The organism is Billgrantia zhangzhouensis (assembly GCF_021404465.1).
Taxonomy (GTDB): domain Bacteria; phylum Pseudomonadota; class Gammaproteobacteria; order Pseudomonadales; family Halomonadaceae; genus Halomonas; species Halomonas zhangzhouensis.
The window spans coordinates 40,805-65,544 of sequence record NZ_JABFTT010000006.1 but is presented as its reverse complement, the minus strand read 5'-3'; the positions used below and the strand labels follow the sequence as shown (position 1 = coordinate 65,544).

General features: G+C 63.6%; 24 protein-coding genes and 3 tRNA genes. 17 read left to right on the top strand and 10 right to left on the bottom strand.

Annotated features, from left to right (window positions below):
- Positions 1-9: 9 nt before the first annotated feature.
- The gene (locus HOP51_RS09205) at positions 10-474 is read right to left on the bottom strand and encodes a DUF2231 domain-containing protein (protein WP_159550028.1); all 465 of its coding nucleotides are present in this window, start codon (positions 472-474) and stop codon (positions 10-12) included.
- A 135-nt stretch (positions 475-609) separates the two neighbouring features.
- On the opposite strand from HOP51_RS09205, the gene coxB reads away from it, so the two are divergent.
- From coxB to HOP51_RS09180, 5 genes are all read left to right on the top strand, one after another.
- Positions 610-1,572 carry a cytochrome c oxidase subunit II gene (gene coxB, locus HOP51_RS09200; protein WP_234273627.1) on the top strand — a complete coding sequence of 321 codons (963 nt, stop codon included), beginning with the start codon at positions 610-612 and terminating at the stop codon, positions 1,570-1,572.
- Positions 1,569-4,100, top strand: coding sequence for a cytochrome c oxidase subunit I (ctaD, locus tag HOP51_RS09195; RefSeq protein ID WP_234273626.1), 2,532 nt, complete (start codon positions 1,569-1,571; stop codon positions 4,098-4,100). The genes coxB and ctaD overlap by 4 nt, the downstream gene beginning before the upstream one ends.
- Positions 4,097-4,447: a hypothetical protein gene (locus tag HOP51_RS09190; protein ID WP_234273625.1), complete on the top strand. Its 351-nt coding sequence runs from the start codon at positions 4,097-4,099 to the stop codon at positions 4,445-4,447. The genes ctaD and HOP51_RS09190 overlap by 4 nt, the downstream gene beginning before the upstream one ends.
- Before the next feature lie 110 nt (positions 4,448-4,557).
- Positions 4,558-4,833, top strand: coding sequence for an Lrp/AsnC family transcriptional regulator (locus tag HOP51_RS09185; protein WP_159550034.1), 276 nt, complete (start codon positions 4,558-4,560; stop codon positions 4,831-4,833).
- Positions 4,834-4,910: 77 nt separating this feature from the next.
- Positions 4,911-5,795, top strand: coding sequence for a DNA/RNA non-specific endonuclease (locus HOP51_RS09180; protein WP_234273624.1), 885 nt, complete (start codon positions 4,911-4,913; stop codon positions 5,793-5,795).
- Between the two features lie 90 nt (positions 5,796-5,885).
- On the opposite strand, the gene HOP51_RS09175 is transcribed toward HOP51_RS09180, so the two are convergent.
- The 3 genes from HOP51_RS09175 to HOP51_RS09165 form a co-directional block, all read right to left on the bottom strand.
- A tRNA-Leu gene (locus HOP51_RS09175) sits at positions 5,886-5,972 on the bottom strand.
- A gap of 46 nt (positions 5,973-6,018) precedes the next feature.
- A tRNA-Leu gene (locus HOP51_RS09170) sits at positions 6,019-6,105 on the bottom strand.
- A gap of 69 nt (positions 6,106-6,174) precedes the next feature.
- Positions 6,175-6,261, bottom strand: a tRNA-Leu gene (locus tag HOP51_RS09165).
- Positions 6,262-6,527: 266 nt separating this feature from the next.
- On the opposite strand from HOP51_RS09165, the gene rnr reads away from it, so the two are divergent.
- The 10 genes from rnr (at position 6,528) to hemH (ending at position 15,542) form a co-directional block, all read left to right on the top strand.
- Positions 6,528-8,927 (top strand): ribonuclease R, encoded by a 2,400-nt coding sequence (gene rnr / locus HOP51_RS09160; RefSeq protein ID WP_234273623.1) that lies wholly within the window; start codon positions 6,528-6,530, stop codon positions 8,925-8,927.
- A gap of 98 nt (positions 8,928-9,025) precedes the next feature.
- Complete coding sequence (gene rlmB / locus HOP51_RS09155; protein ID WP_338073039.1) at positions 9,026-9,766, top strand: 23S rRNA (guanosine(2251)-2'-O)-methyltransferase RlmB; 741 nt, start codon at positions 9,026-9,028, stop codon at positions 9,764-9,766.
- Between the two features lie 172 nt (positions 9,767-9,938).
- Positions 9,939-10,319 (top strand): 30S ribosomal protein S6, encoded by a 381-nt coding sequence (gene rpsF, locus HOP51_RS09150; protein ID WP_159550038.1) that lies wholly within the window; start codon positions 9,939-9,941, stop codon positions 10,317-10,319.
- 24 nt (positions 10,320-10,343) lie between these two features.
- On the top strand, positions 10,344-10,571 hold the full coding sequence (gene rpsR, locus HOP51_RS09145) for a 30S ribosomal protein S18 (RefSeq protein ID WP_010629658.1): 228 nt from the start codon (positions 10,344-10,346) through the stop codon (positions 10,569-10,571).
- A 12-nt stretch (positions 10,572-10,583) separates the two neighbouring features.
- Positions 10,584-11,438 (top strand): YybS family protein, encoded by an 855-nt coding sequence (locus HOP51_RS09140; protein WP_234273622.1) that lies wholly within the window; start codon positions 10,584-10,586, stop codon positions 11,436-11,438.
- A gap of 15 nt (positions 11,439-11,453) precedes the next feature.
- Positions 11,454-11,900 (top strand): 50S ribosomal protein L9, encoded by a 447-nt coding sequence (rplI, locus tag HOP51_RS09135; protein ID WP_159550042.1) that lies wholly within the window; start codon positions 11,454-11,456, stop codon positions 11,898-11,900.
- A 191-nt stretch (positions 11,901-12,091) separates the two neighbouring features.
- Positions 12,092-13,480 (top strand): replicative DNA helicase, encoded by a 1,389-nt coding sequence (dnaB, locus tag HOP51_RS09130; RefSeq protein ID WP_234273621.1) that lies wholly within the window; start codon positions 12,092-12,094, stop codon positions 13,478-13,480.
- A gap of 77 nt (positions 13,481-13,557) precedes the next feature.
- Positions 13,558-13,851, top strand: a complete 294-nt coding sequence (locus HOP51_RS09125; RefSeq protein WP_234273620.1) for a hypothetical protein — start codon at positions 13,558-13,560, stop codon at positions 13,849-13,851.
- A 153-nt stretch (positions 13,852-14,004) separates the two neighbouring features.
- Positions 14,005-14,307 (top strand): DUF6482 family protein, encoded by a 303-nt coding sequence (locus HOP51_RS09120; protein WP_234273619.1) that lies wholly within the window; start codon positions 14,005-14,007, stop codon positions 14,305-14,307.
- Positions 14,308-14,465: 158 nt separating this feature from the next.
- Positions 14,466-15,542 (top strand): ferrochelatase, encoded by a 1,077-nt coding sequence (gene hemH / locus HOP51_RS09115; protein WP_234273618.1) that lies wholly within the window; start codon positions 14,466-14,468, stop codon positions 15,540-15,542.
- 73 nt (positions 15,543-15,615) lie between these two features.
- Here hemH and HOP51_RS09110 read toward each other — a convergent pair whose 3' ends face one another.
- From HOP51_RS09110 to HOP51_RS09085, 6 genes are read right to left on the bottom strand one after another with little or no spacing between them, the layout of a single operon-like run.
- Entirely contained in the window at positions 15,616-16,050 is a 435-nt protein-coding gene (locus HOP51_RS09110; protein WP_234273617.1) for a Na+/H+ antiporter subunit G, read from the bottom strand.
- 13 nt (positions 16,051-16,063) lie between these two features.
- Positions 16,064-16,333, bottom strand: a complete 270-nt coding sequence (locus HOP51_RS09105) for a K+/H+ antiporter subunit F (protein WP_159550058.1) — start codon at positions 16,331-16,333, stop codon at positions 16,064-16,066.
- Positions 16,327-16,824, bottom strand: coding sequence for a Na+/H+ antiporter subunit E (locus HOP51_RS09100; protein WP_234273616.1), 498 nt, complete (start codon positions 16,822-16,824; stop codon positions 16,327-16,329). The genes HOP51_RS09105 and HOP51_RS09100 overlap by 7 nt, the downstream gene beginning before the upstream one ends.
- Positions 16,821-18,377 (bottom strand): monovalent cation/H+ antiporter subunit D, encoded by a 1,557-nt coding sequence (locus HOP51_RS09095; protein WP_234273615.1) that lies wholly within the window; start codon positions 18,375-18,377, stop codon positions 16,821-16,823. Before HOP51_RS09095 ends, HOP51_RS09100 begins: the two co-directional genes overlap by 4 nt.
- The gene (locus tag HOP51_RS09090) at positions 18,374-18,718 is read right to left on the bottom strand and encodes a Na+/H+ antiporter subunit C (protein WP_234273614.1); all 345 of its coding nucleotides are present in this window, start codon (positions 18,716-18,718) and stop codon (positions 18,374-18,376) included. The genes HOP51_RS09095 and HOP51_RS09090 overlap by 4 nt, the downstream gene beginning before the upstream one ends.
- Positions 18,719-21,529 (bottom strand): monovalent cation/H+ antiporter subunit A, encoded by a 2,811-nt coding sequence (locus HOP51_RS09085; protein WP_234273613.1) that lies wholly within the window; start codon positions 21,527-21,529, stop codon positions 18,719-18,721.
- Positions 21,530-21,958: 429 nt separating this feature from the next.
- On the opposite strand from HOP51_RS09085, the gene HOP51_RS09080 reads away from it, so the two are divergent.
- Entirely contained in the window at positions 21,959-24,292 is a 2,334-nt protein-coding gene (locus HOP51_RS09080) for a putative monovalent cation/H+ antiporter subunit A (protein ID WP_234273790.1), read from the top strand.
- Positions 24,285-24,716 (top strand): Na+/H+ antiporter subunit B, encoded by a 432-nt coding sequence (locus HOP51_RS09075; protein WP_159550067.1) that lies wholly within the window; start codon positions 24,285-24,287, stop codon positions 24,714-24,716. The genes HOP51_RS09080 and HOP51_RS09075 overlap by 8 nt, the downstream gene beginning before the upstream one ends.
- Positions 24,717-24,740: the final 24 nt, after the last annotated feature.

Here is a 24,740-nt window from a genome sequence, read left to right as displayed (position 1 = left end):
CGGTCTGCGTCACTTGTCGTCGATTTCGACGCCGACCGCCTCGTCGTAGACGAGCATGCCGCCGATGATCCCGGCGAGCACGATCAATCCCGCCGTCATCAGCGTCAATCCCACGGCCCAGGGCAGCAGGTCGGTGGGATGCAGGTAACGCCACAACCAGTTGAGCGAGGCCAGCGACAGCATCATCACCGCCAGGATGGCGTGGCTCCAGCCGAGGATCAGCTCGCGTATACGCCTGACCGTGATCAGGTCGACGAGCCCGGCGATGCTGGCTACCCAACCGCCCAGTGCGCCTATGCCGGCCAGCCACAGGCTGCAGCGTGCCCAGAACGTGTCTCCGGTATAAAGGAAGAGGGCATCGCTGCCTACCACCAGCATCAGGCAGGCAATGGGGAAATGCACCAGGGTGGGGTGGAGAGGGTGGCCGGCAATAGCGGCGCGGCTTTTGATCGAGCGTCTCGGTTGGTCAGCCATGTTCGCGTCCTTTGCGATCGGTTCATTTCTCTCATTGGCATTCAACGCCCTGGTCGGCATTGGGTCAACCGCTCGCGCCGACCTGTCTGGAGTGTCCTGCCGCTGTGCGGTCTGCTGGCGGGCTGTGCCGGCGAGATGTCGATACTGGATCATTCCGGCCCGGCGGCCCGAGCCCAGTTCTGGGTGTGGTGGGCCATGCTCATCGTCACCGTCGTCGTCTCGCTCAGTGTCTATGCGTTATGGCTCTATACCTTTCGTCGTCGCGAACAGCCGCAGCGGACGCCTCGCGAGGAGCGGCGCATCATGCTGCGTTGGGTGCTCGGCGGTGGCATAGCGTTGCCGGTGGTCAGCATCGTCGCACTGCTGGTGTTCGCCGCGCCCACCGGTCGCAGCATGCTGCCCCTGCCACTCCCTGAGGGCGAAGCCGAGCGTATCGAAGTGATTGGCCACCAGTGGTGGTGGGAGATTCGCTATCCCGGCGAGGAGGGCGAGCGCGATGTGATTACTGCCAACCGGCTGGTGATGCCGGCCGGCGAACCCGTCGACTTCCGCATCACCAGCGAAGATGTCATCCACGCTTTCTGGATACCGCGCCTGGGCGGCAAGCGGGACATGATACCCGGGCGTCATTCCACCATCCGATTGGAAGCGGACGTGCCCGGCGTATTCGGTGCCCAGTGCGCCGAGTATTGCGGTGCGCAGCATACCCACATGCTGCTCCACGTCGAGGCGCTGGAGCGTGACGCCTACGATGCCTGGCTGGCCGAGCGACGTGCTCCTCCCGTGCCGCAGGAAGGGTTCGATCAGGCGCGGGAAGCCTTCGGTGAGCACTGTGCCGCCTGCCACACCGTCGCAGGCTTCCCCGAGGAACTCGTCGTCGATGAGCTGGAACACGACATTCGTGGACCCGACCTCAGCGACATCGGCTCCCGTCCCACACTGGGCGCCGGTGTGTTGCCCATGGAAGAGGGCGCCATCGCCTACTGGCTGCAGCACCATCAGACGCTCAAGCCCGGCAATCGGATGCCGCCCCATCACCATATCGATACCGAGACACTGCAGGATATCGGTGCCTGGCTGGAGATGTTGGAACCATGAGCGATACCAAGGACGCTACCCTGACTCCCGAAGTTCGTCGCCTGCACAAGGGCATGGCCGAGGTCTGGGCCAACCCGCGCGGCTTGGGTGCCCTGACCGTGGTCAATCACACCAGCGTCGGGCTGCGCTTCATGGTGACCGGGGCGATCTTCTTCTTGATCGGCGGGCTGCTGGCGATGCTGATTCGCACCCAGCTCGCCTTCCCCGACAACGACTTCATGTCGCACGAGACCTATAACCAGGTCTTCACCATGCACGGCACGGTGATGATGTTCCTGTTCGCCATCCCCATTCTCGAAGGGCTGGCGATCTACATGATCCCCAAGATGATCGGCGCGCGCGACCTGGTGTGTCCGCGGCTTTCCGCCTTCGGCTACTTCTGCTATCTGTTCGGTGGCATCATCCTGGTCTCGAGCCTGCTGTTCGAGATGGCGCCGGCCAGCGGCTGGTTCATGTACACGCCGCTCAGCAGCGGCGACTATGCGCCCGGGCGCGGCTCGGACTTCTGGTTGCTGGGCATCACCTTCGTGGAGATTTCGGCACTCTCCGCCGGGGTCGAGCTGGTGGTGTCGATCCTGCGCACACGTACCGAAGGCATGCCGCTGCACAAGATGCCGCTGTTCGCCTGGTATATCCTGGCCATGGCGCTGATGATCGTGGTCGGCTTCCCGCCGCTGATTCTCGGCAGCATCCTGCTCGAGCTGGAGCGCGCCACCGGCATGCCGTTCTTCGACGTGGCCGGCGGTGGCGACCCGGTTCTGTGGGCACACCTGTTCTGGCTGTTCGGCCATCCCGAGGTCTATATCATCTTCCTGCCGGGGGCCGGCATCGTCTCCACCCTGATCCCGGTCTTCGCCCGGCGTCCCATCGTCGGCTATGGCTGGGTGGTGGCGGCGATCGTCATCATGGGCTTCGTCAGCTTCGGGCTGTGGGTGCACCATATGTTCACCCTGGGTATCCCGCAGCTGGCGCTGGCCTTCTTCTCGGCAGCCAGCATGTTGGTTGCGATTCCCACCGGTATCCAGATATTCGTCTGGCTTTCCACGCTGTGGCTGGGGCGACCGGTCATGTCGCTGCCGATGCTGTGGATCATCGGTTTTCTGGTGATCTTCGTACTGGGAGGGTTGACCGGGGTGATGCTGGCACTGGTGCCGTTCAACTGGCAGGTCCACGATACGCACTTCGTAGTGGCGCACATGCACTACGTGCTGGTGGGCGGCATGCTGTTTCCGCTGATCGCCGGGCTTTATTACTGGCTACCGCTGGTATCGGGGCGCATGCCTTCCGCACGGCTGGGCAAGTGGAGCTTCTGGCTGATCTTCCTCGGTTTCAACCTCACTTTCCTGATCATGCACTGGACGGGGTTGCTGGGCATGCGTCGGCGTGTATTCACCTATGACACTGCCATGGGATGGGACATCTACAATCTGATCTCTTCCGTTGGCGGGTTCATGATGTCGGCCGGCGTGGCGCTGCTGATCCTCGACGTGGCACTGCATTTCCGCTTCGGCAAAAAAGCGTCGCAGAATCCGTGGAATGCCGACGGCCTGGAGTGGGCCATGTCCAAGCCGCCAACGCCTTATAACTTCGTCAGCCTACCGCGGCTGGATACCCGCCACCCGTTATGGGACGACCCGGAACTGCCGCGCACCATCACCGAGGGGCGCCATGGCCTCAGCACCATCGACCATGGCCGGCGCGAGACCTGGGGCAGCGATGCGCTGACCGGCAAGCTGCGCGAAGTCGTCCATCTACCCACCAACTCCTGGTGGCCGTTTTTCGCCGCCCTGGCCTTGGCGATGGTCTGCGTCTGCCTGCTGATTCGAATCTACCCGCTGGCGGCCGTGGCCACGCTGGTGGCCGTCGTCTTGCTGCTGCGCTGGTCGTGGGAGAACGGCGCTCATCCCAGGGCGGCGCCCGACTCTACGGTGTCGCCCGGCCAGCCGCCGCTGCATTCGCGCACCATGAACGGCCCCGGGGTGTGGACCATGTCGGTCACGCATCTGGCCAACGGTTCGCTGTTCCTCTCGCTGCTGTTCGGCTGGTTTTACCTGTGGACCGTGGCCCCCGAGTGGCAGATGCCGGAAACCTCGCCTCTCTCGCCGTCGATGTTGGTGGGAGCGGGTGTCTCCCTGACGCTGGGCTCCGCATGGCTGGCCAGGCTGGTACGCCGCCTGCGGCGAGACAACGATGCCGGGCTCGGCGGTGGCATGTACCTGGCGGCCGGCTTGGGCGCGCTGCAAACGGTGCTGCTTGCGGCGGTGATCTGGCAGGCGGAGCTGGCGCCCACCGAGACCGCCCACGATGCCACGCTGCTGGTGGCGTTGCTCTACGTACTGATCCACGCGCTGCTGGGTGGCCTGCTGTGCCTGCTGCAAGGACTGCGGGTAGGCTATGGCTTCGTCGGCGTGCACGCGCCCCTGGAGCCGGTGGTAGTGCTGCGCTTCTGGTACTACCACCTGGTGGTCTACTGGGTCCTGTTCGTGGCCATCTGGGCCATGCCGACGATCCTGGGAGGTGGGACATGAAACAGCTATTGAGACTGACCCACCCGATCCACCTGGTCAGTGGTGTTACCATCTGGGGTATCTGGTTCGTGGCGATCTATGCCGGTCTCTCGGTGGCCTGTTCGGTGGCGCCGCCCGATCCCGAACGCGACATGCTGACCGGCATCAATATCGGGGTGGGGCTGGCCACGCTCTTCACCACGCTGCTGCTGTCGGGGTTGACTTGGGCCAGCGTGGCGGCGGGGAGGAGGGCCGAGCCGCGGCGTGAGCGCTTCTTCGCCTACGCCTCGGCGGGGATCTTCCTGTTCTCGGCAGGTGGCACCCTGTTCGTGGGCTATCCGATAATATTCCTGCCTCCCTGTCTCTGAGGGCGCGAGACGATTCAGCCGCCGCGACCTGCCTGTTATACTCGCGCCAGGTCGCGGCCAATGCCTGCCGCGGTGGAACCCGACTGGGGGCAAGACAAAGGGAGAGCCCGATGCAGAATGCCGTGATCCTGATCAATACCGAGAAGGGCCAGGTCAAGGCGGTGGCCGAGCGGCTTGCCGATGTCGAGGGGATCAGCGAGGTCTACTCCACCTGCGGCCGCTACGATCTGGTGGCCATCGCCCGCACTCCGGATTTCGAGAGCCTGGCCGAACTGGTGACTGAACGTCTCAATGCCGTCGAGGGTATTCGTGACACCGAAACCCTGAACGCCATGCAGGTGCACTCCCGACACGACCTCGAAACCATGTTCTCGCTGGGCTGGTAGCCCAACGAGCCCTCTTCATGACGTAACTCGATGCCGGCGTCTCAGGACGCTGGCAGTGGTACCCTCTGGATCGACTCATGGCTCTTGCACGTTCACGCCGCAGGCGGCGTAGCTCGCCGCTGTCACGCTGGCGCTCACGCACTCGCCAGTTTGCCATCACTCTCGTTTTCGTCGCGGTCGGCAGTGGCCTGTGGTACACTCAGGAGCAGGAGTACCGCGACCAGCTCAGTTGGATGGGTGTGCCCACCTGGGAAAACCTGACGCCGCTGACCTTGCATCGCGTACTACGTAACGACGGCTTCCTGGTGGGCTGGTCGGACGTGCGGGTCAATCCGCTGTGGGTGAGTTACCTGCTTCACGAGGTGGAGGAACCAAGGTCCGGCCCCAGGCCCGATTTTCGGCAGGATTGGCGCACCCTGTGGCCAATTGCCGCCGACAGCTATTTCGGCAGCGGTTACGACCGCGGCCATCTGGCGCCCAACTACGCCATCGCCGTAGTGCATGGGCGTCAAGCCCAGGAGCAGTCGTTCCTGATGAGTAACATCTCGCCCCAGCGGCCGGATCTCAACCGGCGGCTGTGGCAGCGCCTCGAAGAGGTGGTGATCGACCACTTCGTGCCACGTTTCGGCGTGGTGCAGGTGATTACCGGGCCGGTTTTCCCGGAGCGGTTCTTCGACAACGTGACCAACCGGGTCGGTCTGGTCGAGATTCCCGAAGCCTTCTACAAGATCATCGTAGTGCCGGCCGAGGAGCCCATGGCGCTGGCCTTCATCATGCCTCAGGAGGTGCGCGGCGACGAGCCGCTGGACGACTACCTGGTGAGCATCGATGAGGTGGAGGCGCGTACCGGACTGAACTTCTTCCCGCGCCTGCCCGAGGAGGTAGCCGAGGCGCTGGAAGGAGAGGTGATTGCAGAGGGATGGGCGCTCGAAGAGGTAGCCCGCCTGCCATCGCGTTTTTGATAGGCACAAAAAAACCGCGATCGGTCGCGGTTTTTTGGATCACTCTGAGGGTCTTTCAACTTGCATGACACGATCCGCTCGAAAGAGCGGTGGTGCCCAGGAGAGGACTTGAACCTCCACATCCGTAAGGATACTAGCACCTGAAGCTAGCGCGTCTACCAATTCCGCCACCTGGGCGCATCATGCCGTTGTCGTCATCGCCATCGTGTTCGCGTGTCTGGGATGGTGCCCAGGAGAGGACTTGAACCTCCACGTCCGTAAGGACACTAGCACCTGAAGCTAGCGCGTCTACCAATTCCGCCACCTGGGCGAACACGAGCGAGTCGAGCTGACAAAGAGCGAGGGTGCCTGACCCGACCAGCGCTTCCGCAGGAAGCGTTGGTGCCCAGAAGAGGACTTGAACCTCCACGTCCGTAAGGACACTAGCACCTGAAGCTAGCGCGTCTACCAATTCCGCCATCTGGGCAGGCGACGCGTATCTTACCCAAACTGTGGCTCAATGCAAGAGCGCCCGGCGAAATTTCCCCCGTTCCTGGGGCTGTCGAGGGGATGCTTTGAAGCATGATTTTGTCTCGTTTGTTTCCTGCATCGCTCCGCCATGGTTGGGCCAAACCGGCACCGGCGCTATACTGCGGGCATGACAAACGACTTCATTAGCAACACCCTACGCACGCGGTCTCTTGCCCGCGCCCTTCCCGGAACGCTGCTCCCGTTGTCAAGGATGCCCCACGCATGACTCATTGGACGCTCAGCGACGACCCTCATGCCAGCCGCGAGGCCCACAAGTACGACAAGCCGGCGCCCAGCCGCGAGTACCTGCTGGCCCGCCTGGAAGAGTACGGTAAGCCGATCACCCATGAAAAGATGAGCCGTATGCTGGGCCTCGATGACGAGGAACTGCAGGAGGCCGTGCGTCGCCGGCTGGCCGCGATGGAGCGTGACGGCCAGGTGCTGCGCAACCGTGCCGGGGCCTATGCCCTGATCGACAAGCTCGACCTGATCAAGGGCAAGGTGTTGGGCCATCGCGACGGCTTCGGCTTCGTGCTGCGCGATGACGGCAAGAAGCCCGACCTGGTGCTGCCGCCGCGGCAGATGCGTCGGGTCTTTCATGGCGACTATGTGCTGGTGCGCATCAGCGGTCGCGACCGCCGCGGCCGCGACGAGGCGACCATCGCCGAGGTGCTGGCGCGCAATACCCAGACCATCGTCGGTGTCTATCGCGAGAATACCTCCGAGTTCGGCGTGCTGATCCCCGAGAATCCGCGCATCACCCAGGAGGTGATCATTCCCCACAGCGCCTGCGGTGGGGCGCGCGACGGCCAGGTGGTGTCGGCCAGAATCGTGCAGCAGCCCGAACCCCGCGTACAGCCGGTGGGAGAGGTGGTCGAAGTGCTGGGCGAGCGTATGGATCCCGGCATGGAGATCGACATCGCCATCCGCAGCTACGAGATCCCGGCCGAATTTCCTCCCGAGGTGCATGACCAGATCGCCGAGATGTCCGCCGAGGTAGCCGAACAGGACAAGCAGCATCGCATCGACCTGCGTCACCTGCCGCTGGTGACTATCGACGGCGATGACGCCAAGGATTTCGACGACGCCGTATGCGCCTGGAAGACCAAGGCCGGTAGTTGGAAGCTGATCGTTGCCATTGCCGACGTGTCGCACTATGTGCGCCCGGGTAGCCCGCTCGACGAGGAAGCGATACGCCGCGGCAACTCGGTCTATTTCCCCGGGCAGGTGGTGCCAATGCTGCCGGAACTGCTCTCCAACGGGCTGTGCTCGCTCAATCCGCACGTCGACCGCCTGGCCATGGTGTGCGAGATGAACATCTCCAAGAGTGGTGCGATCAGCCGCTACCGCTTCTACGAAGCCGTGTTCCAGTCCCATGCCCGGCTCACCTACACAAAGGTAGCGGCGATTCTCGACGAGGACGACCCCGAGGGCGATGCGCTGCGTCGCGAGTATCGCGATCTGGTCAAGCCGCTCAAGGATTTGCACCAGCTCTATAAAGTGCTGCGTCAAGCACGCGAGGAGCGTGGCGCGATCGACTTCGAGACCACCGAAACGGCGATCGTCTTCAACGAAGAGCGCAAGATAGAGAAGATCGTGCCTCGAAGCCGCAACGATGCCCACAAGCTCATCGAGGAGTGCATGCTGGCGGCCAACGTAGCCACCGCCCGCTTCCTCGACAAGCACGACCTGCCGGCACTCTATCGCATCCACGAGCGTCCTTCGCCGGAGCGACTCGACAAGCTGCGCCTGTTCCTCAACGAGCTGGGGCTTTCGGTGGGCGGTGGCGACGAGCCCACGCCGCAGGACTACCAAGTGCTGGCCGCAGCCATTCGCGGGCGCCCGGACGCCGACGTGATCCAGACCGTAATGCTGCGCTCGATGAGCCAGGCGGTCTATTCGCCGCACAACGAAGGTCACTTCGGCCTGGCTTACCCGGCCTATGCTCATTTCACCTCGCCGATTCGGCGCTACCCCGATCTGCTGGTACACCGGGCGATTCGCTCGGTAATCCGTGGGCCGCGCCAGACCAATACCGTGCTGCGCGCCGAAGGCGCCAAGGTGGAGCCGCCGAGCAAGTGGGCGCCCTATACCTTTGAGCAGATGCTCGAGCTCGGTGAACACTGCTCGATGACCGAGCGACGTGCCGACGACGCCACCCGCGACGTGGAAGACTGGCTCAAGTGCGAGTTCATGTCCGACAAGCTCGGCGAGGTCTTCGAGGGCACCATCGCCTCGGTGACCCAGTTCGGTATCTTCGTGCGGCTCGACGAGGTCTATGTCGAGGGGCTGGTGCACGTCACCTCGCTGCCCTCCGACTACTACCACTACGAGCCTGAGAAGCACCGCCTGAAGGGCGAGCGTACCGGCATGAGCTATCGCCTCGGCGATGGTGTCACGGTGCAGGTAGCGCGAGTGGATCTCAATGATCGCAAGATCGACTTCGTGCTCGAGGACGAGAAGCCGCGGCCCAAGCGTCAACCGCGCAAGCGCCGTGGCGAGAGCGAGGCGGTTTTCACAGCCAAGCCTGACGCCGGCAAGGGTAAGGCGGACGACAAGAGCGGTAAGGGCAAGGGCGGCAAGCGCCGTCGCGGCCCGCGCCGCTCGAGGTCGCGCGGCTGATGGTGCAAGGACGCAAAGGGCCGAGGCGCGATAGCGGCCGGAAGAGAGCGGCACGCCACCCATCCATTCAGCCAGGTACGCCAGGCGGACTCGACGCGGTGTTCGGGGTGCATGCGGTGCGTGCCCTGCTGGCGCGCGGTGAGACGCCCAAGGCGCTGTGGGTCCAGGAGGGCGAGGCGCAGCAGCGTCTCGCCGAGTTGGTCGACCAGGCCCGCCGTGGCGGGGCTCGGATCGAAGCGCATCCGCGTGAAGAACTGGATCGCCTGGCTCAGGAAGCTGCTCACCAAGGCGTCATCGCCTTCGCCGCGCCGCTCGCCTTCGAGAGCGAAGCGGCGCTATGGTTCAAGCTCGAGGCCTGGCCTCACGAGGCTCCGCCTCTGCTGCTGGTACTTGATGGCGTTACCGACGTGCACAACTTCGGCGCCTGTCTGCGCAGTGCCGATGCCGCCGGTGTGCACGGCGTGATCGTACCTAAGGACAAGGCCGCGCCGCTCAACGCCACGGTGCGCAAGGTGGCCTGCGGTGCCGCCGAGAGCGTGCCGGTCTATCAAGTGACCAACCTGGCCCGTGCTCTGGCCCGGCTCAAGGAGTTCGGCGTGTGGATCACCGGCACTGCAGGCGAGGCCGAGACGCTGCTCTACGATGCCGAATTCAGCGGCGCCACGGCGCTGGTGATGGGGGCCGAAGGCAAGGGGATGCGACGCCTGACCCGCGAGGCCTGTGATGGCCTGGTCAAGCTGCCCATGGCTGGCAGCGTCTCCAGCCTCAACGTCTCGGTGGCCACCGGCATTTGCCTGTTCGAGGCGGTGCGCCAACGCCGCCTCATTGCCGGTGGCTAATGCCGAGCGACAGTACCGTCTTGCAAGTGGCGGTGTGGATCACTAGAATGCAGGCGCCCGTTCCTACGTGAGCGGGTGTTGCTATTTTACTATCACCTCCTTGCTTCCCTTGAGCGCCGGTCCCGTATGGAACAGGTGTCACGCGGAAGCTGCCAACCCGAAAGGAGATCCCATGCGTCATTACGAGATCGTGTTCATGGTCCATCCGGACCAGAGCGAGCAAGTGCCGTCCATGGTCGAGCGTTACTCCAGCATCGTCACCGAGAGCGGTGGCACCGTACATCGCCTGGAGGACTGGGGCCGCCGTCACTTGGCCTACCCGATCAACAAGATCCACAAGGCTCACTACGTGCTGATGAATGTCGAGTGCAGCGGCGAGACTCTCGAGGAGATCGAGAATATCTTCCGTTTCAACGACGCCATCATTCGCAGCCTGGTGGTGCGCTGCAAGGAAGCCATCACCGAAGCTTCGCCGATGATGAAGCCGGCAGACGACAAGCGTGCGCGCCGCGACGAGAAGCCGCGCGCCGAAGAAACTGCCGAAGCCCACTGATCGCACGTACCAAGGAGTCTTTTCATGGCACGCTTTTTCCGCCGTCGCAAGTTCTGCCGTTTCACCGCTGAAGGCGTGAAGCAGATCGACTACAAGGATCTGGACACGCTCAAGGCCTACATCACCGAAACCGGCAAGATCGTACCCAGCCGCATTACCGGTACCAAGGCCCGTTATCAGCGCCAGCTGGCCACCGCCATCAAGCGCGCGCGCTACCTGGCTCTGTTGCCCTACACCGACAGCCACCAGTAAGCCGCTGATTCGATGTTGCCGATTGCCCGATGGCTAATGCGCGGCATGCCTTACGCCGCAGGCGGGGCGGCGCTGGCGGCGATTGTGCCCTGGCTGTTCTGGTTCAGTGGCGCCATCGTGGCCCTGGTCACGCTGCGTCGCGGCCTGTCACCGGCGCTGCCGGTGCTGGTGGCGGCTGCCGTTCCCGCCGGCTGGTGGTGGACCCAGGGCGATGCCATTCCGCTGGCCAGCGTGTTGCTGGTGACGCTGATGGCCGTGGTGCTGCGTTCGCGCATGCGCTGGAGCGAGGCGCTGATCGTCGGCACGCTGGTCGCGGCAGCCATGGTACAGCTCGGCATCTTCGTGCCGCCGGGCGGCACCGGGCCGCTACTGGAGCAACTGCGCCAAGGGTCGGCCGAGATCGACCGCATGCTCACCGAGCTGGCGCGACAGGGCTTCGACACCGAGGAGCTGGCAAGGGTGCTGATCGGTGGCATCACCGGTCTGGTCGTGCTGATCGCGGCGATCGGTTGCCTGGCGCTGGCGCGAGCCTGGCAGGCAGGGCTCTACAACCCCGGTGGATTCCGCGAGGAGTTCCATGCACTGCGCCTGGCGCCGCGCGAACTGGGGGTGCTGGTCCTGCTCGGCGTGATGGGCATGGTGCTGGGTTTGCCGTCGCTTTCCATGCTGGTCTGGGTGCCGCTGCTGGTAGCAGGCATCGCGCTGGTGCATGGCTTCATCGGAATAAAGGGTATGAACGGGCTGTGGCTGATCGCGTTCTACGTGCTGCTGATCACCACTTGGCCCATGATTCTGATCGTGCTGCTGGCGGCCTTCATCGACGTGTTCGTGGATTTCCGCGGCCGTCTGGCCTCTCGCAGCGACTGACAAGAGGTTAACGAGATGGAAGTCATTCTGCTCGACAACATTGGCAAGCTGGGCGGTCTGGGTGACAAGGTTACCGTAAAGCCCGGCTATGGCCGTAACTACCTGGTACCTTACGGTCTGGCCGTGCCGGCCACCAAGGACAACCTGGAGGCCTTCCAGGCGCAGCGCGCCGAGCTCGAGGCCCAGGCCGCCGAGCGCAAGGCGATCGCCGAGTCCCGTGCCGCCCAACTGGCCGAGATCGAACTGTCGCTGGTCGCCAAGGCCGGTGACGAAGGCAAGCTGTTCGGCTCCATCGGCCCGCGTGACCTGGCTGAGGCGCTGGGCCAGGCTGGTATCGAAGTCGCCAAGAGCGAAGTTCGCATGCCGGAAGGTCCGATTCGCCAGACCGGCGAGTACGACATCGACCTGCACCTGCATGCCGAAGTCGACGCCACCGTTCGTGTGGTCGTGGTCGCCGAGTAAGGTAAGCGTCAGGCTTCATCCGAGCCGACAATGACGCCAAGGGGGCGCGGGGAGCTTTCCCTGTGCCCTTTTCCTTTTCGATCCTTTGCCGCGACCGATACCGGTTGCGGTTTTTGTCGATTCGAGAGGTAGGGCGGGCTCCGGGCATCGGGTAGAATGGCACGGCCCGTTGCCATCAAGGTTGCCACACCATGAACGACACGCTCGAGCTCGATCAGGAAACCGCTGCGCTCAAGGTGCCGCCGCACTCGCTCGAAGCCGAGCAGTCGGTGCTGGGTGGCCTGATGCTCGACAACCAGGCCTGGGACAACGTCGCCGACCGGCTGGTGGCCGACGACTTCTACCGCTACGAGCATCGCCTGATCTTCAACGCCATGAGCGGCCTTGCCGAAGCGGGCAAGCCGCTCGACGTGATCACGCTTTCCGAGGCGCTGGAGGGGCGCGACCAGCTCGATACCGTGGGCGGCCTCGCCTATCTGGCCGAGCTGGCCCGCAATACGCCCTCGGCGAGCAACATCCGCGCCTATGCCGACATCGTTCGTGAACGGGCCACGCTGCGCAAGCTGATCCGTGCCGCCAACCAGATCGCCGATGGTGCCTTCAGCCCCCAGGGCCGTCCTGCCGACGAGCTGCTCGATGAGGCCGAGCGGCTGGTGTTCCAGATTAGTGAGGAGCGTCCCAAGTCGGGCGGGCCGATCGGCATGAGCGAACTGCTGGCCAAGGCGGTGGATCGCATCGACGAGCTGTTCAACATGAAGGGCGAGATGACTGGCCTGTCGACGGGGTTTCGCGACCTCGATGACATGACCTCGGGGCTGCAGCCCTCCGATCTGGTGATCATCGCCGGGCGACCCTCAATGGGTAAGACCACCTTCGCCATGAATCTGGTCGAGCACGCCGTCATCGCCAGTGATCGGCCGGTGATGGTGTTCTCCATGGAGATGCCTGCCGAATCGCTGATGCTGCGTATGCTGTCGTCGCTGGGGCGTATCGACCAGACCCGGGTACGTACCGGTCAGCTCGAGGACGAGGACTGGCCGCGGTTGACCTCGGCGGTCAACCTGCTCAAGGACAAGCAACTGTTCATCGACGATACTGCGGCGCTATCACCCAACGAGATGCGTTCACGCATCCGCCGGGTGGTACGCGAGCACGGCAACCTGGCTCTGGTGATGATCGACTACCTGCAGTTGATGCAGATCCCCGGCTTTTCGGAGAACCGCACCGGCGAGATATCGGAGATCTCTCGCTCGCTGAAGGGCATGGCCAAGGAGTTCGGCTGCCCGGTGGTGGCACTCTCCCAGCTCAACCGCTCGCTGGAGCAGCGACCCAACAAGCGCCCGGTCATGTCGGACCTGCGCGAGTCCGGCGCCATCGAGCAGGATGCCGACTTGATCGCCTTCGTCTATCGTGACGAGGTCTACAATCCGGATAACCCGGACAACCAGGGGCTGGCCGAGCTGATCATCGGCAAGCAGCGTAACGGCCCCATCGGTACGGTGCACATGGCGTTCATCGGCAAGTACACCCGTTTCGAAGACTTGGCGCCGGACAGCTATGGCGAGGCATTCGGCGAGTGAGGCCCGGCGGCGCTTGAGCCTAGCGTGCGGCCCCGTATAATGCCGAGCCCCCGATAGACGAAAAGCGAGGAGTGACCATGGCAGGCGGATTTCGGCGCGGCAAGCGCCAGCGCACCCCCAAGCTGGAAGCGCGCGGCGAGCTCCAGTCGCTGGAGCGCGAAGGGCCGTTCAAGGAGTGGCTGGGCATGCCGGATCTCTATCGCTTTCACCTGGTCGTCGAGGGTGAGGCATACAGCTACCAGACCGAGGATGCCGAGCTCGCCGTGGCGGTAGGCGACCGCGTGGTGTTCCGCTACAAGGAGACCAAGGCGGGTAAGTGGGTCGACCGTAACTCCCTGGCCAAGGCGATCGATCCCTCCGCCTACCAGTAGCCGCCAGGCGCGCAGTCACGGAACCACTGCGCGCCATCGCTGTCACAAAAACGATATCTTGACGTCATGCAAATCTCATCGGGCACAGTCATGCTGTGCCCGACGCATATCTCGCATACGCCAATGAAACAATTCCAGGACATGGAGGGAACCATGGAATTCGAACAGCTGAAACACTTCGCCACCCGTCACGACAATTTCGAGGTGCGAGTCATCACTCACTCCGGCAGCCACTGCTACCAAGTGGAGCTGGAGGACATGGAAGGGGGACGCCACCTGCTGACCCGCCGCGGCAAGCCCACGGTGTTTCGCTCGCTCGAGGATGTCTATCTCGAACTGCAGCGCGCCGGCATCCATCGTGCCTTCCTGGTTCAGCACGTACCGCAGGACGAGGTCATCGGCCGTGAGACGCATTATCACGATCCGCTGACGTCACGCATGCCGCTGGTCTTCTAGGCTCTACCCGACACTGGCTATGCTTGGCCATGCTGCGCAGGGTGCCAACCTTGATCCAAGTTATACAAATTGGTTTCATAGTATAGCTTGATGCCCTGGCCAGGCTTGCGCCTGATACAATGGCTGCTCCTAGTCTTTCGTCACGAGGAGCGCAGCGCATGGCCGCATCGCAAGTGGAATCGGGCTCGTCGGAGTGCCAAGGTTCCGCCCATACTCCGGCACGGCATCCCGCGATCCCTCGGTCCAAGATCGGCGTCGTGCTGGCCAATCTGGGGACGCCGGACGACACCGACTACTGGTCGATGCGGCGTTATCTCAATGAGTTCCTTTCCGACAAGCGGGTCGTGGATTACCCGAGCTGGAAGTGGCAACCGTTGCTGCAACTGATCATCCTCACTCGCCGTCCGTTCAAGTCGGGCGAAGCCTATCGCAGTATCTGGAACAAGGAGAAGGACGAAAGTCCGCTGCTGACCATCACGCGGGATCAGACCCGCAAGCTGGCCGAGGCGCTCCGGCAACGTCATGGCGAGCGGGTTCTGGTGGATTTCTGCATGCGCTACGGCAACCCTTCCACCGACAGCGTGCTGCGCCGGATGCAGGCTGCCGGCTGTGATCGGATCCTGTTTTTCCCGCTCTACCCCCAGTACGCCTCGCCGACCACGGCCACGGCCAACGACCACGCTTTCCGCAGCCTGATGAAGCTGAAGTGGCAGCCGGCGCTGCGCACCGTGCCGGCCTATTTCGAGCATCCGGCCTATCTCGAGGCGCTGGCCAACTCAGTACGTGAAAAGTACGCTGCTGCGGATACGCCGCCGGAGGTGCTGGTGACTTCCTATCACGGCGTGCCCAAGCGTTTCCTGCTCGAGGGCGACCCCTACTACTGCCAGTGCCAGAAGACCACCCGGCTGCTGCGTGAGCGGTTGGGCTGGGAGGAAGGTGCCATCCAGACCGCATTCCAGTCGCAGTTTGGCCCCGAGGAATGGGTTGGGCCGCAGACCGTGGATCATGTGGCGGAACTGGCGCGTCAGGGCAAGAAGCACATCGCAGTGCTTTCACCGGCGTTCGCTTCCGACTGCGTGGAAACCCTCGAGGAGATAAACGAAGAGATCCGCGACAGTTTCCTTGCCGCCGGGGGGGAGCGATTCACCTACATTCCCTGCCTGAACGATCGTGACGACCATATCCAAGCGCTGCTGGCAATCGCCGAGAATGAGCTGGGCGGCTGGCTGGGTTGAGCCGCAATGACAGCGCAGCGCATGCGACGCCTTGCGGGAGGTGCCAGGCGGAACCGGCCCAGCGCCGGTCGTCTCAGCGGAACAGGCGAGGCCGCTTCTGCTTGCGAGACTTCCAGGGGTGCCTGGCACGGGCGGGCCTTGTCACACGGCTCTGGCCCACGTCCTCGTCGCGGAATTCCGGCACCGAGCCGCGGGTACCGGTGGTGAAGCGCAGGTGCATGTGCAGCCCGGTCTTGGCCAGCATGTGGCCGGTGACCGGAGCAGTGATGAACAGGAATAGCGTGATCAACAGTTCCTGGACGTGCAGTTCGCGCTGGGTGAGGGTGAAGTAGATCATCGAGGCGATCAACACGCAGCCAATCCCCAGCGTGGTGCCCTTGGTGGGACCATGCAGACGCATGAAGAAATCCTTGAACTGCAACATGCCGAGCGAGCCGGTAAAGGCGAACACGCCGCCAGCCACCAGCAGGAAAGAGATCACGCCCTCGGCGATCACGAAGAAGGTCATCTTTCACTCTCTCCTATTCGATGATGTCGCCGCGCAGCAAATAGCGGCAGATGGCCATGGTGCCGACGAAGCCGAGCATGGCGATCAGTATCGCCGCCTCGAAGTAGGTCTTGGTGTTGAGCCACAGTCCGAGCAGCACGATCAAGGCAATCGAATTCACGTAGAGCGTATCGAGGGCCAGCAACCGGTCGGGCACGTCGGGGCCGATGGCGAGCCGGTAGACGTTCATGGCCATGGCCAGCACGATCAGGGTCAGGCTGATCAACAGCGCAGTGTCTAGCATTCGAAGATCTCCTTCAGCGGCCGCTCGTAGCGCTCGCGAATCTCGCGGATCAGGGCCTGCTCGTCATCCATGTCCAGCACATGGATCAGCAGCGAGGAGCCGTCGAGGCGGATGTTGGTCGACACGGTGCCGGGCGTCATGGTGATAGTGTTGGCCAGCAGGGTGATGGCCAGGCGATCCTTCACTTCGAGCGGATATTCGACGAATCCCGGGTGCGGTTCGCGCCGCGGCAGCAGGATCAGCAGACTGACGTGCACGTTGGCCTTGACGATGTCCCACATCACCACCAGTACGAACCAGGCCAGCTTGAGTGGATGCTTGACTCGAGGCAGCGGCTCCCAGAAGCCCTGCGTCAGCAGCGGTATGCCCACCGCCAGCAGGGCCCCCAGCAGCACTTGGCCAGGCGCTAGGCTGCGTACCATCAACAGCCATACCACCAACAACACCAGCGACAGCGTGGGGGTGGGCAGGTAGCGTCCCAAGGCTCTCATGGCGTGTCTCCCGGATGCGGTCCAAGGGGTGGCGGATGGAGCTGGACGAGCTCGCGTTTCGGCGGCTCGCCGAGCAGCTGATGGATGATTGCCTGAGGGCTGGCCAACTGCTCGGCCGTGGCCTGGGCGTAGTGGCTGATGGGGCCGCCCAGGACGACCAGTATCGGAGCAGTGGCCAACAGCCAGACCACGCCGGCGAGCTGTGCCCGGCTGACCTTGCCGGCGGCGACCTCGCCCTTGTAGCTGGCCCAGAAGAACACCGAGCCGGCGCGGGATATGGCAATGAGCGCGCACAAACCCGCCATCAGCAGCAGCGGCCACAGCCACAGCCTGGCGCTGCCCTCGGCGGCCTGCAGCAGCAGCAGCTTGGCCAGTGAGCCTGCCAGTGGCGGCAGCCCGACCACTCCCACCGCGGCGACCAGGAACAGGATGCCGAGCAACTGCCGCTGATGCAGGCGCCGCGCGCGTACCAGGCGGGTGCCGGCCGTGCCGCGCTGCTGGCCGATCAGTTCGGCAATCAGGAACAGTGCTCCGCAGATCAGGGTGGTATGGGGCAGGTAATAGAGCAGTGCGGTCACGGCGGCGGGAGTGCCCAGTGCCGCCGCAGCCAGCAGGGTGCCGACCGAAACCAGTACCAGGTAGGCGATCAGCGGACGCAAGTCACGGGCCGCCACCACGCCGATGGCCGCGAGTACGATGGTGGCCAGGCCCGACCACCACAGCCAGCCGGCAATGGCGGAGGCAGCGGGCGTGTCGATGAAGATCAGCGACTGGACCCGCAGGATGGCGTAGAGACCGACCTTGGTCATGATGGCGAACAGTGCCGCGACCGGAGCGGGGGCTGCCGAGTAGGTGCGTGGCAGCCAGAAATAGAGCGGCAGCAGGGCCGCCTTGAGGCTGAAGACCACGATCAGCAGCAGTCCTCCGGCCGTGACCAGAGCGGCCTGGTCGCCAGACATCTCGGCCACGCGCTGGGCCATGTCGGCCTTGTTGAGTGTGCCGGTAGCGCCGTAGAGCACACCCAGTGCAATCAGGAACAGCGCCGAGCCGGCCACGTTGAGAATCACATAGTGCAGGCCGGCACCGACTCGGGCCTTGTTGCCTCCGTGCATCAACAGGGCATAGGAGGCCAGCAGCAGGATCTCGAAGAACACGAACAGATTGAAGATGTCGCCGGTGAGGAAGGCACCATTCAGGCCCATCAACTGCAGTTGGAAGATACCGTGGAAATTGCTGCCGCGCATGTCTTCGCCGGCGCAGGCGAAAAGCAGGCAGCCCATGGCCAGTACGGCGTTGAGGCTCAGCATCAGCGCCGAGAGCCGGTCGAGCATCAGCACGATGCCGTAGGGGGCTTGCCAGTTGCCCAGCGAATAGAAGGTGAGTTCGCCGCTTGCGGCCTGACGCAGCAACAGCAGACAGACGATCAGCAGTAGGGCGGTGAAGGCGACGCTGAGCTGGCGCTGGGTACGCTCGCTGGCCTTGCCTGAAAGCAGCAGCACCAGGGCGCCCAGCATGGGCAGCAGGATGGGAAGGGAAATCAGGTGCTGGCTCATTGCAGCATGTCTCCGTCTTCGCCCTGCTGCCCGTCCACGTGGTCGGAGCCGAGGTCGCCGCGGGCGCGGATCGCCAGGATCACGACGAAGGCCGTCATGGCGAAGCCGATCACGATGGCCGTGAGTACCAAGGCCTGGGGCAGGGGGTCGGCCGGGGCGAACGATTCGCCGATGACCGCGGCGGCATCGGTATGTAGCCCGCCGGAGGAGAACAGGAACAGGTTCACGGCATAGCCGAGCAGCGCCAGTCCGACGATGACCGGGAAGGTGCGGCCGCGCAGCAACAGATAGATGCCGCTGGCGGTGAGCACTCCGACGACGAGCGAGAACAGGGCTTCCATTCAGTGTTCCTCCAGTGTCGGGCGATTCACCGTAGTGACGCGGCCCAGGTTGACCAGGATCATCAGCGTGGCACCAATCACGGCCAGGTAGACGCCGACGTCGAACAGCATCGCCGTGGCCAGCTCGAACTCGCCGATCAAAGGCAGGTGGAAGTGACCGAAGGCCGAGGTCAGGAAGGGGTAGCCGAACAGCCAGCTGCCGAGCCCGGTGGCCAGGGCAACGGCCAGCCCCGAGACGGCCACTACCGGATAGGAGAGCGGCAGGCGCTCGCGGGTCCAGTCGTAGCCCCTGGCCATGTATTGCAGCAGCAGGGCAGTGGCGGTGATCAGGCCGGCGATGAAGCCGCCACCGGGCTGATTGTGGCCGCGCAGGAAGATGTAGACCGAAACCAGCAGCGCCAGCGGCAGCAGGATCTGGGCCACTACCGCCAGAATTAGCGGATAGCGGTGGCGTGACCAGCGGATGCCCTCGATGTTGCCGGCCGGCATGAACAGGCGCAGGCGGTTGAGCAACTTGAAGGTGGCGAGCCCGGCCAGGGTCAGCACGGTAATCTCGCCGAAAGTGTCGAAACCGCGGAAGTCGACCAGGATGACGTTGACCACGTTGGTGCCGCCACCACCGGGCACGCTCTCGCGCAGGAAATAATCGGCGATGGCCAGGGTCTCGCGGGTCAGGATGGCATAGTTGAGCATCGCCACCACCAGGCCCAGCGAGGCAGCCAGGATCAGATCGCGCAGGATACGCCGGCCCGAGACCATCAGTGGGGGGCGCTGGGGCAGGAAGAACAAGGCCAGGATCATCAGGATCATCGAGGCGACTTCCACCGACAACTGGGTCAGGGCGAGATCCGGGGCGGAGAAACGCACGAAGGTCAGCGATACCGACAGCCCCACTACCGAGAGCATCAGCAGCGACACCAGGCGCCAGCGGTGGCTCAGAGCACTGCCGATAGCGCCGAAGATCATCAGCCCGGCGCCGAGGAACAGCATGCCGTCCAGCGGCTGCATGCCGCGTTCGCCGGTCAGGTTCTCCAGTTGAGTCAGGCCGATGGCGGCCATGGCCAGCGCACTCAGGATGAGCAGCGCTTGGTAGCGCTGCAGCGAGCCGTTCTCCAGACGCAGGGTGAGCCACAGGGTGGCCCTGATCAGGCGTTGGATCGTCGCCTCGAAGATCAACCCCGCGTTGCGCTCGGGAAACAGCGCCGCAAGGTTGGCGAATCGGCGTTGCTGGCGGAGCATCAGCACACCGCCGGCCACCGCGGCCATGCTCATCAGCAACGGCATGTTGAAGCCATGCCACAACGCCAGTTGGAAGACCGGCGTCGTCTCGCCTTGTACCGCGAGGCTCGCGGCGTTGAGCAGCGGTGCCGCCAAGGTCATCGGGAACAGGCCCACTACCAAGCTGATGGCGGCCAGGAACAGGCCGGGAGCGAGCATGCCGCGCGAGGGGTCGTGTGCCTGCAGCGGGGGCTGGGCCTTCTGTTCGCGGGTCAGCTTGGGTTCGGCGAAGAACAGGCTCCAGATCAGGCGCAGGGAATAGGCCACCGAGAGCATGGCGGCGACCACCACCAACAGCGGGATGACGATACTCAGCGCGCCGAGCAGGTTATTGAGTAGGCTCTGCTCGAATAGCATCTCCTTGGACAGGAAGCCGTTGAACGGCGGGAAGCCGGCCATGGCGGAGCCGGCCAGAAGGGTCATGGTGCCGGTCAACGGCATCATCGACCACAGCGCACCGAGACGGTCGATGTCACGGGTACCGGTCTCGTGGTCGATGATGCCCACCATCATGAACAGTGCTGCCTTGAAGGTGGCGTGGTTGAAGATGTGAAAGATAGCGGCCACGATGGCGAGTGGGCTGCCGAGGCCGAGCAGCAGCGTGATCAGGCCGAGGTGGCTGACGGTGGAAAAGGCAAGGATGCCCTTGAGGTCGCGCTCGAGCAGGGCGAACCAGGCCGCATAGAGCATCGTCGCCAACCCCACCAGCGACAGGCTGACCGCCCACAGGGCGGTGTCGCCCAGCGCCGGGTTGAGGCGTGCCATCAACAGCACGCCGGCCTTGACCATGGTGGCCGAGTGAAGGAAGGCAGAGACTGGCGTGGGCGCGGCCATGGCATGGGGCAGCCAGAAATGGAACGGGAACTGGGCCGACTTGGTGAAGGCGCCCATCAGCACCAGCAGTACGATCAGCGGATAGTGCTGGGAGGTACGGATGAGGTTGCCTGCCGCCAGTACGTCGGCCATGGCGAAACTGCCCACCTCCTGGCCGATCAGCAGGATGCCGGCCAGCAGGGCGAGTCCGCCGGCGCCGGTCACGATCAGGGCCATGCGTGCGCCGCGTCGGGCATCGCTGCGGTAGCCCCAGAAGCCGATCAGCAGGAACGAAGCGATGCTGGTGAGTTCCCAGAACAGCCACAGCAGGATAAGGTTGTCCGCCATGGCGATACCGAGCATGGCGGTCATGAACAGCATCATGTAGGCGAGGAAGCGGCCATCGTCTTCTTCTGCCGAGAGGTAGTAACCGGCATAGAACAGGATCAGACTGCCGATGCCCAGGATCAGTAGCGCGAACAGCAGCGTCAGGCCGTCGATGCGCAGGGCCAGGTCGAGACCGAGAAGCGGTATCCAGGATAGCCGCAGGCTGATCACCTCGCCGGCAATGACGGCGGGTGCATGCAGGAGTACCAGGGCCAGGGCGAGAAGGGGAGCGATCAGCGTGGCTGCGACACAGAGCTTGCGGCCATAGCGAGAGGTCATTGCCGGCACGACGACGCCGACAGTGGTGAGAAGGGGGATCCACAGCAATGACATGGTGGTTCGTCCGTTCTGGCAGCGGCTCGGAGCTTGCACCAATGCGCCGTCGCGTGGTGGCGCGCCGAGTACCACACAAGCTGATTGTAATATTCGAGAATCGCCGGAGCGGGCTGCCGGGAGGGAATGAAAAAACGGAGTGAAATCGCTATACTAGCAAGCCATTTCGTCGTGAAATCAACGCTCACCGTAGTCAGCCGCGGCGCAAAGTCTAATGCTTTTGCGCTGCAATAAACAGTCTGGAACGGCTGCCGACGCTCATCCTTTGGGCGTATTTTTTCGGCTGAATCACCGTTTCTTGATCTGGTGCACTATCGGCGCAAAGCTCACGCGAAAGAGGCTTGACAAGGCTGGCTTGCCAGCTTCTCGACGCAACCGTGGCAGGGGTGTCCGTGCCCGGTGGATGGACTGACAGAAGGGAACTGCATGATGCAATTTGCCGTGCTTTCAGGGTTCGTGCTGGCCGCCTTTGCCCCGTTGTTGCATCAATGGTTCGGCCCACGGACCAGCTTCGTGCTGGCTGCATTTCCAGCCCTGCTGGCGCTTTGGTTCCTGGGCCAGGTGCCCACGGTGATGGAAGGGGAGGTGCTCTACCTCCAGTTGGACTGGGTGCCCTCGCTGGGCATGAGTCTCACCTTCCTCATCGACGGCCTGGCGCTGTTGTTTGCGCTGCTGATCACGGTAATCGGTACCTTCGTGTTGATCTACGCCGGCGGTTACTTGAAAGGCCATCGAGATCTGGCGCGTTTCCACATCGTCATTCTGGCCTTCATGGTGTCGATGCTGGGGTTGGTGCTGGCCGACGGCCTGCTGACCCTGTTCGTGTTCTGGGAACTGACCAGTATCACCTCCTATCTGCTGATCGGCTTCAGCCACGCTGACGTCGAGGCTCGCAAGTCGGCCCGCCAGGGCTTGTTCGTCACCTTCGGTGGTGGGCTGGCACTGATGGCAGGGTTGGCGCTGCTCGGCAGCGTTAGTGGCAGCTGGTCGCTGGCGGAGATTACTGCTTCGGGTGTCGACCTGCGCGAGCACGATCTCTACCTGCCGATGCTGCTGTGCCTGCTGCTGGCGGCGTTCACCAAGTCGGCCCAGTTTCCATTCCATTTCTGGTTGCCCAATGCCATGGCGGCGCCCACGCCGGTATCGGCCTATCTGCATTCGGCCACCATGGTCAAGGCCGGCATCTACCTGCTGGCACGTTTGCAGCCGAGTCTGGGTGGCAGTGAGGCCTGGATCGCCATCCTTTCCGTGGTAGGGGCGGTGACGATGTTCACCGGTGCCTTCCTGGCGATCCGCCAGACCAACATCAAGAAGCTGCTGGCCTATTCTACGATCATGGCGCTCGGCACCCTGACCATGCTGCTCGGTATCGGCACCGAGGGAGCGCTGATCACCTTCGTCACCTTCCTGCTCGCACACTCCCTCTACAAGGGAGCGCTGTTCATGGTGGCCGGTATCCTCGATCACGAGACCGGTACCAAGGACGTCACCGCCATGGGGGGGCTGCGTCCGCTGATGCCGGTGACCGCGATCATCGCCATGGTGGCGGCATTGTCCCTGGCCGGGGTGCCGCCATTGTTCGGCTTCATTGCCAAGGAACTGCTGTTCGAGGCAGCCCTGGAGGCTGAAGCCTACGGCTGGCTGGTCCTGCTGCTCTCCTTCGTTTCGGCCTTCCTTACCATCGCCGTGGCGGCCATCATCGCCCTGCGTCCGTTCTTCGGCGAGCGGCGTCCGACGCCACGTGTGGCTCACGAGGCCCCACTATCGATGCTGCTGGGGCCTGCCTGCCTGGCTGCGCTCTCGCTGTTGCTCGGCGTGCTGCCGGTACTGGCCGGGATGGGTGTACTCACCGCAGCGGCCTCGGCAGTCATGGGTGAGCCGGTGACCGTTTACCTGTCGCTGTGGCATGGCATCAACATTCCCCTGGTCATGTCGATCGTGACCTTGGTGCTGGGCTATCTGCTGTTCAAGCGCTGGGATCGTCTCCGCGCCCACCTGGCACGGCTCGACCCGATCATGACCCGAGGTCCCGAGGCCGGCTACGAGGCCGTCATGCATGGCATCACGGTGGTGTCCGACTGGCAGACGCGCATCCTGCAGAATGGCTACATGCGCAACTACATCCTGGTGATGGTGCTGGTACTGATCGCGCTGCTCGGCAACTCGTTGTTGGTACGGCACTCGCCTGAGATCACCTTCGAACTCGACGTGCGTTTTCACGAGGTGGTAGTGGCCATGCTAATGGTGTTGGGAGCACTGTTCGCGGCCATTGCCCGCTCGCGGCTCAGTGCCGTGGTGTCGGTGGGTATCATGGGCTTCTCCATCGCCTTGACCTTCATCCTGTTCAGCGCTCCCGATCTCGGCATTACACAACTGCTGGTGGAAACGCTGACGGTCATCCTGCTGGTGCTGGTGTTGTTCCGGCTGCCGCGCTTTGCCAGCCTGTCGACGCCTCTCGAGCGAGTGCGCGATGCCCTGGTGGCAGGTAGCGTGGGGGCACTGGTGACGCTGCTTATCCTCACCGCCTGGGGCATCGACCAGTTCGTGCCCATCTCGGACTACATGATCGAAAACAGCGCCCCGCTGGCGCATGGCCGCAACATCGTCAACGTGATTTTGGTCGACTATCGGGCGCTGGATACCCTGGGCGAGATTTTCGTGCTGGCGTTGGCGGCGATCGGGGTCATCGCCATGCTCAAGCTAAGGGCGCCGGACAAGGCTGCCAGGTCGACAGCCCAGGAGAAGGATTCAAGACATGGTTAAGTCGGGCACTCTGATACTGCACACGGCGGCACGCATCCTGATGCCGTTGCAACTGCTGTTCTCCGTGTTCCTGCTACTGCGTGGCCATGACGAGCCTGGCGGCGGCTTCATTGCGGGCCTGGTGGCGGCGGGGGCTTTCACCCTCTACCTGTTTGCCTTTGGCGTCAGCGCCACCCGCGAGGTGCTGCGCATGGTCGATCCTCGCGACCTGATCGGCATCGGGCTGCTGCTGGGCATGATTTCGGTATTTCCCGCCTGGTTCGTGGACCAGCCGTTCCTGACCGCCCAGTGGTGGACGATTCCGGGTGTCGATTTCTACGCCTCGACGCCGCTGATCTTCGATATCGGTGTCTATCTCGCAGTGCTGGGCTCGGTGCTGGCCATGGTCATGACGTTGATGGAGGTGGACAAGGATGAGCCCTGAACGCTTGGGTGCCACGGGTGCCGT

Excerpts from the sequence above, each read along its gene's own strand:
- HOP51_RS09100 (WP_234273616.1), bottom strand. The coding sequence starts at position 16,824 with ATGAGAGCCTTGGGACGCTACCTGCCCACCCCCACGCTGTCGCTGGTG.
- HOP51_RS09075 (WP_159550067.1), top strand. The coding sequence starts at position 24,285 with ATGGTTAAGTCGGGCACTCTGATACTGCACACGGCGGCACGCATCCTG.
- HOP51_RS09085 (WP_234273613.1), bottom strand. The coding sequence starts at position 21,529 with ATGTCATTGCTGTGGATCCCCCTTCTCACCACTGTCGGCGTCGTCGTG.
- rnr (WP_234273623.1), top strand. The coding sequence starts at position 6,528 with ATGACTCATTGGACGCTCAGCGACGACCCTCATGCCAGCCGCGAGGCC.
- HOP51_RS09205 (WP_159550028.1), bottom strand. The coding sequence starts at position 474 with ATGGCTGACCAACCGAGACGCTCGATCAAAAGCCGCGCCGCTATTGCC.
- HOP51_RS09125 (WP_234273620.1), top strand. The coding sequence starts at position 13,558 with ATGGCAGGCGGATTTCGGCGCGGCAAGCGCCAGCGCACCCCCAAGCTG.
- HOP51_RS09190 (WP_234273625.1), top strand. The coding sequence starts at position 4,097 with ATGAAACAGCTATTGAGACTGACCCACCCGATCCACCTGGTCAGTGGT.
- HOP51_RS09180 (WP_234273624.1), top strand. The coding sequence starts at position 4,911 with ATGGCTCTTGCACGTTCACGCCGCAGGCGGCGTAGCTCGCCGCTGTCA.
- rpsF (WP_159550038.1), top strand. The coding sequence starts at position 9,939 with ATGCGTCATTACGAGATCGTGTTCATGGTCCATCCGGACCAGAGCGAG.
- HOP51_RS09095 (WP_234273615.1), bottom strand. The coding sequence starts at position 18,377 with ATGAGCCAGCACCTGATTTCCCTTCCCATCCTGCTGCCCATGCTGGGC.
- rpsR (WP_010629658.1), top strand. The coding sequence starts at position 10,344 with ATGGCACGCTTTTTCCGCCGTCGCAAGTTCTGCCGTTTCACCGCTGAA.
- HOP51_RS09140 (WP_234273622.1), top strand. The coding sequence starts at position 10,584 with ATGTTGCCGATTGCCCGATGGCTAATGCGCGGCATGCCTTACGCCGCA.
- rplI (WP_159550042.1), top strand. The coding sequence starts at position 11,454 with ATGGAAGTCATTCTGCTCGACAACATTGGCAAGCTGGGCGGTCTGGGT.
- HOP51_RS09090 (WP_234273614.1), bottom strand. The coding sequence starts at position 18,718 with ATGGAAGCCCTGTTCTCGCTCGTCGTCGGAGTGCTCACCGCCAGCGGC.
- coxB (WP_234273627.1), top strand. The coding sequence starts at position 610 with ATGTCGATACTGGATCATTCCGGCCCGGCGGCCCGAGCCCAGTTCTGG.
- dnaB (WP_234273621.1), top strand. The coding sequence starts at position 12,092 with ATGAACGACACGCTCGAGCTCGATCAGGAAACCGCTGCGCTCAAGGTG.
- HOP51_RS09110 (WP_234273617.1), bottom strand. The coding sequence starts at position 16,050 with ATGACCTTCTTCGTGATCGCCGAGGGCGTGATCTCTTTCCTGCTGGTG.
- ctaD (WP_234273626.1), top strand. The coding sequence starts at position 1,569 with ATGAGCGATACCAAGGACGCTACCCTGACTCCCGAAGTTCGTCGCCTG.
- HOP51_RS09080 (WP_234273790.1), top strand. The coding sequence starts at position 21,959 with ATGCAATTTGCCGTGCTTTCAGGGTTCGTGCTGGCCGCCTTTGCCCCG.
- HOP51_RS09105 (WP_159550058.1), bottom strand. The coding sequence starts at position 16,333 with ATGCTAGACACTGCGCTGTTGATCAGCCTGACCCTGATCGTGCTGGCC.
- hemH (WP_234273618.1), top strand. The coding sequence starts at position 14,466 with ATGGCCGCATCGCAAGTGGAATCGGGCTCGTCGGAGTGCCAAGGTTCC.
- HOP51_RS09120 (WP_234273619.1), top strand. The coding sequence starts at position 14,005 with ATGGAATTCGAACAGCTGAAACACTTCGCCACCCGTCACGACAATTTC.
- HOP51_RS09185 (WP_159550034.1), top strand. The coding sequence starts at position 4,558 with ATGCAGAATGCCGTGATCCTGATCAATACCGAGAAGGGCCAGGTCAAG.